At 39.2% G+C, this 14,201-nt stretch carries 13 protein-coding genes, 21 tRNA genes and 2 rRNA genes; 30 read left to right on the top strand and 6 right to left on the bottom strand.

All coding sequences use genetic code 11. The features are described from left to right. The 23 genes from J2S08_RS13965 to J2S08_RS13855 form a co-directional block, all read left to right on the top strand. Positions 1 to 138, top strand: a 23S ribosomal RNA gene (locus tag J2S08_RS13965); the annotation flags it as partial. A gap of 76 nt (positions 139 to 214) precedes the next feature. Then, positions 215 to 330: ribosomal RNA gene (gene rrf / locus J2S08_RS13960) — 5S ribosomal RNA — on the top strand. Positions 331 to 346: 16 nt separating this feature from the next. Beyond that, positions 347 to 422, top strand: a tRNA-Val gene (locus J2S08_RS13955). Positions 423 to 433: 11 nt separating this feature from the next. Next, a tRNA-Thr gene (locus J2S08_RS13950) sits at positions 434 to 509 on the top strand. Between the two features lie 4 nt (positions 510 to 513). Beyond that, positions 514 to 589 (top strand) — tRNA-Lys (locus J2S08_RS13945). A gap of 9 nt (positions 590 to 598) precedes the next feature. Continuing rightward, positions 599 to 680 (top strand) — tRNA-Leu (locus J2S08_RS13940). 31 nt (positions 681 to 711) lie between these two features. Beyond that, positions 712 to 786 (top strand) — tRNA-Gly (locus tag J2S08_RS13935). A gap of 10 nt (positions 787 to 796) precedes the next feature. Then, positions 797 to 882: transfer RNA gene (locus tag J2S08_RS13930), tRNA-Leu, on the top strand. A 9-nt stretch (positions 883 to 891) separates the two neighbouring features. Next, positions 892 to 965, top strand: a tRNA-Arg gene (locus J2S08_RS13925). A gap of 43 nt (positions 966 to 1,008) precedes the next feature. Continuing rightward, positions 1,009 to 1,085, top strand: a tRNA-Pro gene (locus tag J2S08_RS13920). Between the two features lie 17 nt (positions 1,086 to 1,102). After that, a tRNA-Ala gene (locus tag J2S08_RS13915) sits at positions 1,103 to 1,178 on the top strand. A 27-nt stretch (positions 1,179 to 1,205) separates the two neighbouring features. Then, positions 1,206 to 1,282, top strand: a tRNA-Met gene (locus tag J2S08_RS13910). 3 nt (positions 1,283 to 1,285) lie between these two features. Beyond that, positions 1,286 to 1,362, top strand: a tRNA-Ile gene (locus J2S08_RS13905). A 16-nt stretch (positions 1,363 to 1,378) separates the two neighbouring features. After that, positions 1,379 to 1,471 (top strand) — tRNA-Ser (locus tag J2S08_RS13900). A gap of 34 nt (positions 1,472 to 1,505) precedes the next feature. Continuing rightward, positions 1,506 to 1,579 (top strand) — tRNA-Met (locus tag J2S08_RS13895). Positions 1,580 to 1,589: 10 nt separating this feature from the next. After that, positions 1,590 to 1,665, top strand: a tRNA-Asp gene (locus tag J2S08_RS13890). Between the two features lie 46 nt (positions 1,666 to 1,711). Further along, positions 1,712 to 1,787 (top strand) — tRNA-Phe (locus tag J2S08_RS13885). A gap of 23 nt (positions 1,788 to 1,810) precedes the next feature. Beyond that, positions 1,811 to 1,885, top strand: a tRNA-His gene (locus J2S08_RS13880). 6 nt (positions 1,886 to 1,891) lie between these two features. Beyond that, positions 1,892 to 1,965: transfer RNA gene (locus tag J2S08_RS13875), tRNA-Gly, on the top strand. A gap of 10 nt (positions 1,966 to 1,975) precedes the next feature. Next, a tRNA-Ile gene (locus tag J2S08_RS13870) sits at positions 1,976 to 2,049 on the top strand. Positions 2,050 to 2,059: 10 nt separating this feature from the next. Next, a tRNA-Asn gene (locus tag J2S08_RS13865) sits at positions 2,060 to 2,134 on the top strand. A 1-nt stretch (position 2,135) separates the two neighbouring features. Then, a tRNA-Ser gene (locus J2S08_RS13860) sits at positions 2,136 to 2,227 on the top strand. 16 nt (positions 2,228 to 2,243) lie between these two features. Next, positions 2,244 to 2,315 (top strand) — tRNA-Glu (locus J2S08_RS13855). A 122-nt stretch (positions 2,316 to 2,437) separates the two neighbouring features. On the opposite strand, the gene J2S08_RS13850 is transcribed toward J2S08_RS13855, so the two are convergent. Next, positions 2,438 to 3,010: a TraR/DksA C4-type zinc finger protein gene (locus J2S08_RS13850; protein WP_307230481.1), complete on the bottom strand. Its 573-nt coding sequence runs from the start codon at positions 3,008 to 3,010 to the stop codon at positions 2,438 to 2,440. 436 nt (positions 3,011 to 3,446) lie between these two features. After that, positions 3,447 to 4,370, bottom strand: coding sequence for a 1,4-dihydroxy-2-naphthoate polyprenyltransferase (locus J2S08_RS13845; protein ID WP_307230479.1), 924 nt, complete (start codon positions 4,368 to 4,370; stop codon positions 3,447 to 3,449). Between the two features lie 301 nt (positions 4,371 to 4,671). On the opposite strand from J2S08_RS13845, the gene J2S08_RS13840 reads away from it, so the two are divergent. The 5 genes from J2S08_RS13840 (at position 4,672) to J2S08_RS13820 (ending at position 11,201) form a co-directional block, all read left to right on the top strand. Then, positions 4,672 to 6,081: an isochorismate synthase gene (locus J2S08_RS13840; RefSeq protein WP_307230477.1), complete on the top strand. Its 1,410-nt coding sequence runs from the start codon at positions 4,672 to 4,674 to the stop codon at positions 6,079 to 6,081. Continuing rightward, positions 6,078 to 7,838: a 2-succinyl-5-enolpyruvyl-6-hydroxy-3-cyclohexene-1-carboxylic-acid synthase gene (menD, locus tag J2S08_RS13835; RefSeq protein WP_307230475.1), complete on the top strand. Its 1,761-nt coding sequence runs from the start codon at positions 6,078 to 6,080 to the stop codon at positions 7,836 to 7,838. Before J2S08_RS13840 ends, menD begins: the two co-directional genes overlap by 4 nt. Beyond that, positions 7,828 to 8,676, top strand: coding sequence for a 2-succinyl-6-hydroxy-2,4-cyclohexadiene-1-carboxylate synthase (menH, locus tag J2S08_RS13830; protein WP_307230473.1), 849 nt, complete (start codon positions 7,828 to 7,830; stop codon positions 8,674 to 8,676). Before menD ends, menH begins: the two co-directional genes overlap by 11 nt. Then, entirely contained in the window at positions 8,654 to 9,472 is an 819-nt protein-coding gene (gene menB, locus J2S08_RS13825) for a 1,4-dihydroxy-2-naphthoyl-CoA synthase (protein ID WP_307230471.1), read from the top strand. Before menH ends, menB begins: the two co-directional genes overlap by 23 nt. A gap of 265 nt (positions 9,473 to 9,737) precedes the next feature. Beyond that, entirely contained in the window at positions 9,738 to 11,201 is a 1,464-nt protein-coding gene (locus J2S08_RS13820) for an o-succinylbenzoate--CoA ligase (RefSeq protein ID WP_307230469.1), read from the top strand. Positions 11,202 to 11,237: 36 nt separating this feature from the next. Here the strand turns inward: J2S08_RS13820 and yidD are convergent, their stop codons facing one another. After that, on the bottom strand, positions 11,238 to 11,471 hold the full coding sequence (gene yidD / locus J2S08_RS13815) for a membrane protein insertion efficiency factor YidD (protein ID WP_307230467.1): 234 nt from the start codon (positions 11,469 to 11,471) through the stop codon (positions 11,238 to 11,240). Positions 11,472 to 11,485: 14 nt separating this feature from the next. Further along, positions 11,486 to 11,665: a YtzI protein gene (gene ytzI, locus J2S08_RS13810; protein WP_307230465.1), complete on the bottom strand. Its 180-nt coding sequence runs from the start codon at positions 11,663 to 11,665 to the stop codon at positions 11,486 to 11,488. Between the two features lie 182 nt (positions 11,666 to 11,847). On the opposite strand from ytzI, the gene J2S08_RS13805 reads away from it, so the two are divergent. After that, on the top strand, positions 11,848 to 12,288 hold the full coding sequence (locus J2S08_RS13805; RefSeq protein WP_307230463.1) for a Dps family protein: 441 nt from the start codon (positions 11,848 to 11,850) through the stop codon (positions 12,286 to 12,288). Positions 12,289 to 12,523: 235 nt separating this feature from the next. Here the strand turns inward: J2S08_RS13805 and J2S08_RS13800 are convergent, their stop codons facing one another. Next, positions 12,524 to 12,775: a DUF6154 family protein gene (locus J2S08_RS13800; protein ID WP_307230461.1), complete on the bottom strand. Its 252-nt coding sequence runs from the start codon at positions 12,773 to 12,775 to the stop codon at positions 12,524 to 12,526. A gap of 144 nt (positions 12,776 to 12,919) precedes the next feature. Here J2S08_RS13800 and J2S08_RS13795 point away from each other — a divergent pair, with 144 nt between their 5' ends. After that, positions 12,920 to 13,243, top strand: coding sequence for a M14 family metallopeptidase (locus J2S08_RS13795; protein WP_307230459.1), 324 nt, complete (start codon positions 12,920 to 12,922; stop codon positions 13,241 to 13,243). 36 nt (positions 13,244 to 13,279) lie between these two features. Here the strand turns inward: J2S08_RS13795 and J2S08_RS13790 are convergent, their stop codons facing one another. Beyond that, positions 13,280 to 14,152 (bottom strand): DUF6612 family protein, encoded by an 873-nt coding sequence (locus J2S08_RS13790; protein ID WP_307230457.1) that lies wholly within the window; start codon positions 14,150 to 14,152, stop codon positions 13,280 to 13,282. Positions 14,153 to 14,201 lie beyond the last annotated feature (49 nt).

Below are 14,201 nucleotides of genomic sequence, written 5' to 3'. Positions count from 1 at the left end.
TGAAGCCCCCCTCAAGATGAGATTTCCCATAGCGCAAGCTAGTAAGATCCCTGAAAGATGATCAGGTTGATAGGTCTGAGGTGGAAGTGTGGCGACACATGGAGCTGACAGATACTAATCGATCGAGGACTTAACCTATATAATAATATTTTCCGGTTTTCACCATTTCTCCACTATCTAGTTTTGAGAGAATGATCTCACAATTGCATAATAGTCTGGCAATGATGGCGAGAAGGCCACACCCGTTCCCATCCCGAACACGGCAGTTAAGCTTCTCTGCGCCGATGGTAGTGGAGGATTTCCCTCCGCAAGAGTAGGACATTGCCAGGCTTACATCTTACATATTGGAGGATTAGCTCAGCTGGGAGAGCACCTGCCTTACAAGCAGGGGGTCGGCGGTTCGATCCCGTCATCCTCCACCATCTTCATAAATGCCGGCCTAGCTCAATTGGTAGAGCAACTGACTTGTAATCAGTAGGTTGGGGGTTCAAGTCCTCTGGCCGGCACCATGAAGAGCCATTAGCTCAGGTGGTAGAGCATCTGACTTTTAATCAGAGGGTCGAAGGTTCGAGTCCTTCATGGCTCACCATTACTTATTGCGGGTGTGGCGGAATTGGCAGACGCACCAGACTTAGGATCTGGCGCCGCGAGGCGTGGGGGTTCGACTCCCTTCACCCGCACTTGTATCATATTAGAAGCTAGGGAAATCGTGCGGAAGTAGTTCAGTGGTAGAACACCACCTTGCCAAGGTGGGGGTCGCGGGTTCGAATCCCGTCTTCCGCTCCAATATCTTCTTGCCGGGGTGGCGGAACAGGCAGACGCACAGGACTTAAAATCCTGCGGTAGGTGACTACCGTACCGGTTCGATTCCGGTTCTCGGCACTCTTTTGTGCGCCCGTAGCTCAATTGGATAGAGTGTCTGACTACGGATCAGAAGGTTAGGGGTTCGACTCCTCTCGGGCGCGTTTCTATTAGAGAGGTAAACCTATCTGAATTCACCTTATGAATCGGGAAGTAGCTCAGCTTGGTAGAGCACATGGTTTGGGACCATGGGGTCGCAGGTTCGAATCCTGTCTTCCCGACCATTAATAAAATTAATCTTGGGGCCTTAGCTCAGCTGGGAGAGCGCCTGCCTTGCACGCAGGAGGTCAGCGGTTCGATCCCGCTAGGCTCCACCATCATTTTAATAATTACAAATTCTTATTGGCGGCGTAGCTCAGCTGGCTAGAGCGTACGGTTCATACCCGTGAGGTCGTGGGTTCGATTCCCTCCGCCGCTACCAATAGGACCTTTAGCTCAGCTGGTTAGAGCAGACGGCTCATAACCGTCCGGTCGTAGGTTCGAGTCCTACAAGGTCCACCATTATTTATAGAGATACGGAGGAATACCCAAGTCTGGCTGAAGGGACCGGTCTTGAAAACCGACAGGCGGGTTAAACCGCGCGGGGGTTCGAATCCCTCTTCCTCCGCCATTTTGAAAAATGGCAAAGTCTCTATTACTATTATCGCGGGGTGGAGCAGTCTGGTAGCTCGTCGGGCTCATAACCCGAAGGTCATAGGTTCAAATCCTATCCCCGCAATTAAACAACTGGTCCCGTGGTGTAGCGGTTAACATGCCTGCCTGTCACGCAGGAGATCGCGGGTTCGATTCCCGTCGGGACCGCCATTTTGTCTTATGCTATACATATGATAATGAGTCCATGATTAAATGAGGCTCGGTAGCTCAGTCGGTAGAGCAATGGACTGAAAATCCATGTGTCGGCGGTTCGATTCCGTCCCGAGCCACCATTGTATAGAAAGCATATATTATGGCGGCTATGGCGAAGTGGTTAACGCATCGGATTGTGGCTCCGACATCATGGGTTCGATTCCCATTAGTCGCCCCATATTATGCGGGTGTAGTTTAGTGGTAAAACTACAGCCTTCCAAGCTGTTGTCGTGGGTTCGATTCCCATCACCCGCTCCATTATAAAAAAGGGCCTATAGCTCAGCTGGTTAGAGCGCACGCCTGATAAGCGTGAGGTCGGTGGTTCGAGTCCACTTAGGCCCATTCATTATATTCCGCAGTAGCTCAGTGGTAGAGCTATCGGCTGTTAACCGATCGGTCGTAGGTTCGAATCCTACCTGCGGAGCCATGGAGAAGTACTCAAGAGGCTGAAGAGGCGCCCCTGCTAAGGGTGTAGGTCGCTTATAGCGGCGCGAGGGTTCAAATCCCTCCTTCTCCGCCACTTTCTTCATATAACTGGCCCCTTGGTCAAGCGGTTAAGACACCGCCCTTTCACGGCGGTAACACGGGTTCGAATCCCGTAGGGGTCATCGAAAAAAAGACTATCTCAAAAAGATAGTCTTTTTTTAATACTTAAATCTACACTCTTAGAATGTATCTCATCTACATTTTTTTAAAAAAGGCCGCACTGATAAAAATGATGTTAATCTTGTTAAAATTCCTCTTGTTTTTCATCATATAATTCATCATAATGCTGAAAATCACCCTCAAAATCAGCAGGTGTTTCAGAAGTGCCGAAACGTGCAACTTCCTGAAAGCTGTCTCGAAAATCTGTAATATGTGGAGAGATGATACGATGAAAGCTGTTATCGTTTGCAGGTTTGAGGACTGTCTCTTCAACAGGACGATCCTGTGGTACGTTTCTTTCTGGAGTATGCTCCACACAGTATTGAGTAGTCGGTACCGCCTCTAACCTTTCAAAAGGAATAGGTTTTCCACAGCTTTTACAAATCCCATAATTTCCTGCTTGGATCGCTTTTAACGCTGAGTTAATTTTCACAAGTTCTGTTTCGCTATGTTCATTCAATGCAAAATCCTTTTCCCGTTCAAATAGTTCTGTTCCCATATCAGCCGGATGATTATCATATAAAGATAATTCACCAACATTTTCACTGGCATTTCGTTCAGTTAAGTCATGTGAAAACTGACTTAACTGTTTTGAAAGCTGACTTTTTTGTTCTGTTAATGTATGTTGCAACTGCGCTAACTGTTGATCTGTTAACATTGTATTTATCCTCCTTCATTTATTCCACATCCAACTGGCAAGTCAATCCATTACCTCAAGAGTTAGAGGAATCAAAACAGAATAGATGGGGAATAACTGAAAATTAAATGTCCGATTATCGGGCTTACAGGATAAGAAAGGCTTCTTTAATCAGTATTCCCAGAGTTTTTATCTTCGAGAACTTCATTGTATGGAAGCATCATTTTATCCTGTAAATACTGTTTAAATAGGTTTTATCGAGGTATTTAACAAATTGTCTAGCATAAAACAGAAACGATGCTAAAGCCAATTTACGACAACAAAATAAAATTGTTATGTTTTACTCATTCTTAAAAGAACTTTTGGCATCATGTCATTAGTATGAACGATATTTACAAAAATAAAGCATTCAAAAAAGAAATGCCTCCGAATATAGGAAGCAAATGAAATAGAACGATCAAAGGAAATAAGCAATAATAAGCCCAATTGATAATAACAATCCAAAAAAAGTGTTAGTTTGTGCAGTTGCTTTCATAGCAGGAAGCATTTGAATTGGCAAAGTTTGCCCAATAAAGCCTCTTACTGCTTTAATCGCTTTTGGAATACTTAAAAATGTTAGCAGCAGCAATGGAGAAGCCTTCATAAAAATGATGAGTGCCAATATCCAAATATAGGAGACACTAAACATTACTGCTAAGAGAACAATAGCCTTATTGCGCCCTAAGAGGATCGCTAATGTTTTCCGTCCATTTTCTTTATCGCCATCTAAATCACGAATATTATTTGAAAGTAAAATAGTTGCGATTAGAATAGAGATTGGAATGGAAATATAAACACTCGTATAATTAATAAAACCTGTTTGAATGAAAAAAGATATTAAAATAATTACTACGCCCATAAAAAAGCCAGCAGTCAGCTCGCCAAACGGTGTATAAGCAATTGGTATTGGTCCGCCAGTATAAAGATACCCCGCAGCCATAGAAATGAGTCCAATAGCTGCAATCCACCAACTAGTATTAAGTGTAATATAAAGTCCCAAAAGAAGTGCAATTGCAAAAAATGTAAAGCCCAGATTTAATACAACGTGTGGTTTCACGCCGTTTCGGACGATTGCGCCGCCAATACCGACGGATTCTTCATGATCAAGTCCTCTTTTATAATCATAATACTCATTAAACATGTTAGTAGCTGCCTGTATTAATAGGCTTGCTATTAACATTGCAGCAAATAATGAAGCATTGATCGTTGTCAGCGGCAAAGCCAGTGCAGTGCCGAGCATTACAGGCACAAAAGCAGCAGTTAAAGTATGTGGTCTCATTAATTGCCACCAAATTTGCCAACCTTTATCTGGTTTTATGATTGGTGTGGATCGAATTTGCATCTAAAGTCTCTCCCTTAAAATTAATCACATTAGACTTATTATTATTATATATATCATTTAAAGTTTAGGTAAAGAAAAGTCTGGTGTCAATCAGTTTTCAAAATAAGTCTGTTTGCTGAAATAAAATGTGCAGTTAATATATAATAGAAGATGGTAGATGTTTATCTACGAACAAGGAAATAAGAATATATAATCATTCAATTAGAGGAGCATGGCAGCGTTTGACGTTGAGGGAATACAGGTGTATCTTTAAATATGTTTGATCGAGAGTATTGAAGTTATTGCTTTGGGGGAGATGTCATTGAAAACAATACTAGAATCGGAAACACAACATGCATTTCAATTAGCACTAAAAAAAGCAAAAGAAATGAAACAATCAATTTTATTTAGCGTTACAAAAAAGAGTCCTCCCGCTGCCCCTCTTGATCTTTATTTTTCTGGAAAAAAACTATTTCAGGGAGAGCGTTTTTATTGGAAAAGTCTAGATGATCAGATGATGATAACTGGACTAGGTATAGCTAAGTCATTTGAAACAGATAAAGAAGATGCACGATTTCAATGTATTGAAGAAAAATGGAATGATTTTTTAGATCAAGGTGTCATCATCAATCCTTTTTCTATTCAGGGAACCGGACCTTTACTTTTTGGTGGATTTACTTTTGATCCACTTAATACGAAAGGGGAGGAATGGTCTAATTTCCCAAATGGTTTATTTTATTTGCCAACTTTAATGCAAACAATATATAAAGGAAATACCTACTTAACAATCAATATTGTTTGTATGCCCGACGATAATTTAGGGCGAATAGAACAGATTGAAAGTATCGAGAGACAGTTAATAGACAATGAGCAAAAACTAGTTTCAAATCTTTTAGAAGCTGTTTTAATCAATCAGGAGGAAATTCAACCGCTTGAATGGAAAAAAGCAGTAAAGTCAGTTATTAAGGTTTTAAATGAAAGTGAAATGGAAAAAGTTGTCCTTGCTCGAAAAATGAAGTTAACTTTTGATAAAAGAATGGAATCCGATGTCATTCTAAATCGGCTATGGCATGAACAGCATCATAGTTTTATTTTCTGTATGGAGGCAATGGATCATTGCTTCATTGGAGCAACACCGGAAAGGTTAATTAATAAAAAGGGAGACGTAGTATTTTCCACTTGTTTAGCTGGTTCAACTGCTAGAAGTGGAGATCCAGCAATCGATGAAGAACTTGGCCAGAAATTGTTGAATGATGAAAAAAACCGATACGAGCATCAATTGGTTGTTTCTATGATTCGAAAAGTTCTACAAAAATACTGTAAAAAACTGGACATACCGGCGCATCCGGTTTTAATGAAAATACGAGATATTCAACACTTATACACACCAGTAAGTGGGAAGATGTTAAACGATTATTCTATTTTGCAGCTCATTGCAGATTTACATCCAACACCAGCGCTTGGCGGTGTTCCAAAGATGGAAGCGATGAAGTTAATTAGAGAGTCAGAGGCAATGGATCGAGGTTTTTATGCAGCACCTATAGGCTGGATGGATTACCGGGGAAATGGAGAGTTTGCGGTAGCACTTCGTTCTGGACTTATGATGGGTAAAGAAGCATATTTATATGCTGGCTGCGGCGTGGTGGCTGACTCTGATCCAGATGATGAATATGAAGAGACAAAAATAAAATTTCGTCCTATGATTCGTTCATTAGGAGGGCAAGACATATGAATCAAAAGCACCATTCTACCGATTATCTAGCAGCATTTGTAGACGAAATTGCCACAGAGGTTCAAAATGTTGTTATCAGTCCTGGTTCAAGGTCAACACCATTGGCAATGTTAATAGCAGAGCATCCAGATTTGCGGGTGTACGTAAATGTAGATGAACGATCAGCTGCTTTCTTTGCTTTAGGAATAGCAAAAGCGACGCAGGCTCCAGTAGTTTTGCTTTGTACATCTGGCACGGCTGCAGCTAATTATTTTCCAGCAGTGATTGAGGCGAAGCTTTCTAGGATACCTTTAATCGTTCTTACTTCGGATCGTCCTCATGAATTGAGGGATATTGGTGCTCCACAAGCAATAGATCAAATACATTTATATGGAAGTCATGTAAAGTGGTTTTCTGAAATGGCGATTCCTGATTCGAATGATGAAATGATTGCTTATGTACGCAGAAGTGCTGTCCGAGCTATAGGGATGTCGGTACAAGCACCAAAAGGCCCTGTTCACTTAAACTTTCCGCTTCGAGAACCGCTAATCCCTAAGTTGGAGCCTTCGCCATTTCCGTCTAAGGGAAGGAAAGCAGAGAAACCAATTATGCAAGAGGCTGGAAGTTTGCAGCTAAATGCTGATGCTTATCAAAAATATGCAAGACATTTTTCAAAGGAAAAAAGAGGAGTTATCATTTGTGGGGAGTTAGTAGATGAGGCATTTCATCCAGCGGTTATAAATGCTGCGGAAAAATTGGGTTATCCTATTATTGCGGATCCACTTTCACAATTAAGAAGCAATTCGTTATCACAAGTAAATATAATTGATAGCTATGATACTTTTTTACATTCTGATGAAGCTCGAAAACAATTATCCCCAAAGATCATTTTGCGCTTTGGTCCAATGCCAGTCTCGAAGAAACTGTCAACATGGCTAAAAGGATTGTCAGATGCTGAACAATATATTATAGATGGCGGATTGGGATGGCGGGATCCAGTGAAAGTTGGTACAAATATGATTGCTTGTGATGAAGCTGTATTTTGCAAAGAAATTTCTTTTTATGCTGCGCAACAAAAAGATCGTTCATGGCTGCACTCCTGGCAGAAAATCAACAAGCTAACAAAGCAAGTGATGAATGATATAATAGCTGCAGAGGAAGAGCTGTATGAAGGGAAAGCAACTTTTGAATTAATGAAACAATTGCCGCAAAAGAGCACGCTGTTTATTGGTAATAGTATGCCGATTAGAGATGTGGATACCTTTTTTCACTGTAACAACAACGAGATCAATTTGTTGTGTAATCGGGGAGCAAATGGAATAGATGGTGTTGTTTCAGCAGCTTTAGGAGCTAGTGTCTATCGCTCGCATCTCTATTTATTAATTGGAGATTTATCCTTTTTTCACGATTTAAATGGTTTATTAGCGGCAAAGATGTATCACTTATCGATCACGATTATTTTAATGAACAATAATGGAGGAGGGATTTTCTCCTATTTGCCGCAGGCACAGCATCCTAAATATTTCGAAACCCTATTTGGGACACCAACTGATTTAGATTTCTACCATGCGGTTAAAATGTATGGGGGAACACATACGATGATCGATAGTTGGGATCAATTTCAGCTTGCTATCAAAACAGCTCCTTTAAATGGAGGTTTACAAGTAATTGAAGTTCCAACAGACCGCCAAAAAAATGTGGAAAAGCTGCGTTTTATTTTGGAACAAGTTTCCCGGGAAATAAACAACTATTTGTCGAGTGAAGAAAATGAAAGTTAACGTGCACGATATTATATACAATGTCGATGTTTCTGGAAGTGGAGAACCCCTTCTATTGTTGCATGGTTTTACTGGCGATCATACTACTTGGAATGTTGCAAAGGCATTTCTTGAGGAAAAATATCAAATATTTTCGATTGATCTGCTTGGGCATGGGCTTACAGAGATTCCAATAAATATTGAACGCTATGAGATTAGAAAGGCTGCTAGAGATATTGCATCCATTTTAAAAGAAAACGAGATAGAGAAGGTTCATTTGCTTGGCTACTCAATGGGAGGCCGTCTTGCATTGACTTTCGCCATTTTGTATCCAGAGATGATTCAGACTCTGATTCTTGAAAGTGCTTCTCCCGGTTTGAAAACATCAATAGAAAGAGAGAAACGCCAAGAGCAAGATAGGAAGCTAGCAGAAAAAATAGTAGCAGAAGGAATTGAAAGCTTCGTATCATATTGGGAAAACATTCCGTTATTTTCTTCTCAAAAAACATTGGCACTGGAAGTACAGAAAGCGATTCGGCAACAACGTTTAAACAATAGCCCTCTTGGATTATCAAACAGTTTACTGGGAATGGGCACCGGCGTACAGCCTTCTTGGTGGGAGTCGCTCACGCAATTAGACATGCCAGTTTTACTTGTGACTGGCGCATTGGATGTTAAATTTTGTAAAATAGCAGAAGAAATGAAATTACGTCTGCAACATAGTCGCCACGTTATTTTTGATCGTTGCGGACATGCAATCCATGTGGAAGAACCTGAAAAATTTGCTACAATAGTAGGGGAGTTCTTAGGCGATTACATAAAAGGAGGACGCTTCTATGAAAATAGAGTGGACAAGTGAAAGGCAATATGAAGATATTTTATATGAAACACATGAAGGAATTGCCAAAATAACAATTAACAGACCAGAAGTCCGCAATGCCTTTCGGCCGAAAACAGTAATGGAATTAATCGATGCTTTTGCTTATGCACGGGATGATGAGAAGGTAGGAGTCATTATTTTGACAGGTGCAGGTGAAAAAGCGTTCTGCTCAGGCGGAGATCAAAAGGTGCGCGGTCATGGCGGCTATGTAGGAGAAGATAATATTCCTAGATTAAATGTCCTTGACCTGCAGCGGTTAATAAGAGTCATACCAAAACCTGTTATTGCAATGGTTGCCGGTTATGCAATCGGCGGCGGCCATGTGCTTCATGTTGTTTGTGATTTGTCGATTGCAGCAGATAATGCAATATTTGGACAAACAGGACCGCGAGTTGGCAGTTTTGATGCAGGTTATGGCGCTGGCTATTTAGCTCGAATTATTGGTCATAAAAAAGCAAAAGAAATTTGGTATTTATGCCGTCAATATAATGCACAAGAGGCATTAGAAATGGGATTAGTAAATACTGTCGTACCACTTGAACAATTAGAGGCAGAAACAGTGAAATGGGCGAAGGAAATGTTAGCAAACAGTCCGACTGCGCTGCGTTTCTTAAAGGCTGCTTTTAATGCTGATACAGATGGATTAGCAGGGCTACAGCAATTAGCTGGAGATGCAACGTTGCTTTATTACACGACAGATGAAGCGAAAGAAGGTAGAGATGCTTTTAAAGAAAAACGCCAGCCTAACTTCGGACAATTTCCGCGTTTTCCGTAAATGTTGCTAGAGTTGTTAAAAGGCTGCATATTTTTCAACCATAAAAGGAAGTTGAAGCTTCTATCATATTCTGTTTATAGCAATTCCCTCACTCATCTTAGCTGAGTGGGGGCTTCCTGCTTGTATGAAGTGCAGTCGGGTATGTTTATCCCACATCAAGACTGTTAGATAAGAAGGATCACTTCATCATTTATTGATATCACTAGTTTTAACGATTACAAAGCAATTTAAGAAAAATATACAAAGTGAAGAAAGGAAATGTGAAATGCAAAGCATTCCTAATTGGTTAAAGCAGCGGGCAATGTTAACACCACATAGAGAGGCGTTGACATATGGAGAACAATCATGGACTTTCTTGGAGCTGCAACAAAAAAGCGAGCAATACGCTCAAAGAATCGTTCGTTTTTTACTAAATAAAAATGCTGTTGTTGCTGTTCTCCTAAAAAATCGCCCACATGCAGTTTGGATTATTCATGCATTACAACAACTAAAAGTACAAACAGTTTTTTTAAATAAGCAATTGACTTCTGAAGAATTGACATTTCAATTAAAAGATAGTCAAGCTGCATTATTAATTTGTGAAAATGAATTTGAGGTCATTTTAGAAGAACTTGAAAAGAAAACACTAAGGGTCGTTACAGTTGCGGATCTTAACGGTATGTCTCAACAGCCAATTGATAAGAGAGAAATGTTTGCACTCGATGATGTTTGTTCGATCATGTATACATCTGGTACGACTGGAAAGCCTAAGGGAGTGCTGCAAACGTATGGGAATCATTGGTGGAGCGCAGTTGGCTCAGTTTTAAATCTTGGATTGAATGAAAAAGATACATGGCTTTGTACGATGCCGCTCTTTCATATTAGCGGACTTTCCATTTTAATACGAAGCGTAGTGTATGGGATGCCTGTCTATTTAATGGAACAATTTGATGAAAAAAAAGTAAACCAATTATTACAAACAGGGAAAATTACCATTATGTCTGTTGTAAGTACAATGGTTCAAAGAATGCTTACAGATCTTGGAGAGAAAAATTATGCTCCAGCTCTTCGCTGTCTGCTTTTGGGAGGCGGTCCAGCGCCAAAGCCGTTGCTTGAAGCATGCAAATCAAAAGGCATTCCTATTTTTCAAACGTATGGCATGACTGAAACGGCTTCACAAATCGTGACGCTTTCGCCAGAGGATAGTTTAAAAAAACTAGGTTCTGCAGGCAAACCACTTTTTCCAGCTCAAATTAGGATTATTTCAGAAGAAGGAACAGCAGGGGCTCATACTGTTGGTGAAATTATGGTTAAAGGACCTAACGTTACAAAAGGATACTTAAACCGACCAGATGCTAATAAAGCAAGCTTTCAAAATGGTTGGTTTTTGACAGGAGATATCGGCTCCATAGATGAGGAGGGATATCTATACGTTCTTGATAGACGTTCTGACTTAATCATTTCAGGTGGTGAAAATATCTATCCGGCAGAAATTGAAGAGGTATTGATAGCACACGATGCAATTGCCGAAGCAGGTGTTGCCGGAGTAGAGGATCCAGAATGGGGGAAAGTTCCATACGGATTTGTTGTCAGTAATGAAACAGTATCCGAAGCAGAACTACTTTCATTTTGTCGAGACAAATTAGCAAAATATAAAGTCCCCAAAAGAATTTTTTTCGTAAAAACTCTTCCAAAGACGGCTTCAAATAAACTTTTGCGCCGAGAGTTAACAGCACTTATTCCATCATAAGGAAGGTCTTTTAATAAAAGAAAACTTACAAGCAGATTACTTCTTTTTGGATGGCCATATTTCAGGAACATGATCAATTCCACCCGGATGAAACGGGTGGCATTTCACAATTCTTTTGACTGTCAACCATCCTCCTCTAATTGCTCCAAATCGTTTGATGGCCTCTAATCCATAGTGGGAGCAAGTGGGGTAAAAGCGGCAAGTAGGAGGTTTTATCGGAGAGATGACTATTTGATACAATCGAATAAGTTTCATCATGATGAACTTCATCGCTTAACCCCCATTTAACCTTCCATTTTTTCCTGATTACGAGATTCTATAGAAGCATCTATTGATTTTTCAACAGGCTTATCAGGGATAGGATCAACTGTATGTTGAAAAGAATAGGCTTTCGTTGTGACGAAAATAGTAATGGCTAGAACAGCAAACACAATGATAATTGAAATAACCATGATAATAGGCATGTCAAGCTTTCATTCCTTCTTTTTTACTATCTATTGTATCATGAATCCTTCTTTTATCGTCACAAGAATAAACTTTTCATAAAAAAGTAATGTTTTACTTGCCCATAAAGGGGTATATTAGTAATAGAGAATGATGCTGCATAATATACTCAATTTTACATTTTAAAAAAGGAGTGTTTTTTATGTCAGAAAGATTATTGGATATGGTAAACAAACAAGTGGCAAATTGGACAGTGCTTTATACAAAATTACATCATTTTCATTGGTATGTGAAAGGGCCGCAATTTTTTGTATTACATGAGAAATTTGAGGAGCTGTATAATGAAGCAGATACGTATATTGATGAATTAGCAGAACGCATATTAGCGTTAGAGGGGAAGCCTGTTGCAACGTTGACAACATGCCTTTCATTGGCAAGTATAAAAGAAGCTGATGATAATCAATCTGCAGATGATATGGTACAAGCTCTTGCAAACGATTTTTCCCTTTTGATTTCCGAGCTAAAAGAAGGAATTCAACTTTCTGAGGAAGTAGGGGATGAAGGAACAGGAGACATTTTGCTATCTGTCCAAAAAAGCTTAGAAAAACACCTTTGGATGCTAAATGCTTATTTAGGAAAATAAAATGAAGAAATTATTACTACTCGATAGTTTGTAGAAAAGTTGTGCATGACTGCAAGTCAAGAATCCGGATGATGCCTTTAGGATAAGGAATTTCTCAAGAGTGATATGAGGAATGAGAGAAAAAACACTCATGAACGTTTCACTTTAATAAAAGAGTCACTCTGCTTTTTTGTGTGAGTGACTCTTGTTGTTTGTGACAATGTTCTTCTGACTATGAGAAGAACAACTTATGTACTTAATGTAAATATTTTGCTGAAGAGGACAATTCCTCTCTTTGTTTATCGGAATTGTCTAATTTTTCCTTTAGCATTTCTAATAAAAACAACCTAATAAAGTAAGCGAGTTCTTCTTTATTCATTTCTTCAACAATTCCTAATAATTGCTTGTGATTACAATGTTCAAGAACAGAAAAGGCAATAATATCTAAATCTTCTTCATCGGACAACTGGTCGCGATACAATTCAAAAAGCTCATCTACAAGCCGCAATAGCTTAACCTCCTTTCTGCGCTTTTTAGCTCGCTTCCTATATAGTATATCTCTTTGTTTGAGATATACCCTCCTTTCACAATCTTTGCATATTTTTATTTCTTTGTGGGATAAGTAAAAAGGAGAAGAAAGGGGTCCGACATGATGAATGGAGAAAAAAATACTTACTATATAGAAATAGGCAGTGGCGAAATTTCTCGTTCTAAAACATCATCAACTTGGAATTATAAAATACAAGCAACAGATGAAGAAATTACGAAGCTTCGACAAATTTTTGACGACAATTATACGACAGAATGGGTTAACTTTTTTCGAGCGCATGTACCATTCTTAGAATATCATCACGATCAATCTAATGACGAATACGATGCGAATATGAAGAAGGTTTATGCGATGATTTATCAGCTTGGTGATGAGGAAGCACGAGAACATATTAGAAGCACAGGAATTATTCGCATTATTGATTAATAAGAAAGAGGCGTTTGCAACAACGCCTCTTTTCATTTACATATTGATTTCTTCGGCATTGTCAATCGCTTCTTGCGGCACTTTAATTTGATCAATACCATTAATATTAGAATATGTTCCTGTCATTTCTTGATGAAGCTTGATTTCGTACTCTTCTACTTTCATTTCAGAATCCATTATCATGTTAAGTCCAGTAGTATAGAAGTTTTCTTTATCAATGAAAATTTCGTATTCTACATTGTTTATTTTCATGTTATTAATTATTTCTTCATTCGCTTTCATTTGCTCAGGTAGTGCATTTAATGCTGTTTCCTTTAAAAATGCTTCGAATTTTTCTCCAGAAGCTGTTAATTTTAAAATAAACTCTTTATCATTTTGTTCAAAAGAAAAATCTTCAACAAATGTTTTAAGCTGTTCTAGCTGTTCAGCTGGATTTGATTGTGAATTAGGTATTTGCATGAGCTGATCAGAAAGTTCGCTTGGGAATTTTGCCCAAGTATCTTCATTTTCTAAGTACATAAAAAAGCCTTCTTCTGTCAAATATGTTTCAGTATTAAGTGTTCCTTCCGCTATGCTTTCTCCATCTGCTTCCATTTTTGTTGTTGTTTTTTGATATAAAGACATTGGGTCAACGATAACGTCCATATCCATGTTTACATCGACATTTAACGGAGATCCTTCATGCTCTATTTCTTGTTTAATATCCATTTTAGCGTGGAAGCTCTTCATTTCTTCTGATGCTTTTAACGATTTTTCAAACACTTCTTCTAATGTTAAATCACTTTGTGAACTGTCGCCTTTTTTGTTTCCCTTATCTTTGTCGGAATCAACCGGTTTTGCAGTGCTGCCACATGCTGCCAACCCTAAGACCAGCAGAAGTGACATCATTGCAAGAAAAACTTTTTTCATAATACAAATACACTCCTCTTCCCTCTTTTTAATCTAAAATATGGAACCT

Origin of the sequence: Bacillus chungangensis (assembly GCF_030812995.1) — a bacterium.
Taxonomy (GTDB): Bacteria; Bacillota; Bacilli; order Bacillales; family Bacillaceae_C; genus Bacillus_CF; species Bacillus_CF chungangensis.
This window is presented reverse-complemented; position numbering and strand designations above follow the sequence as displayed.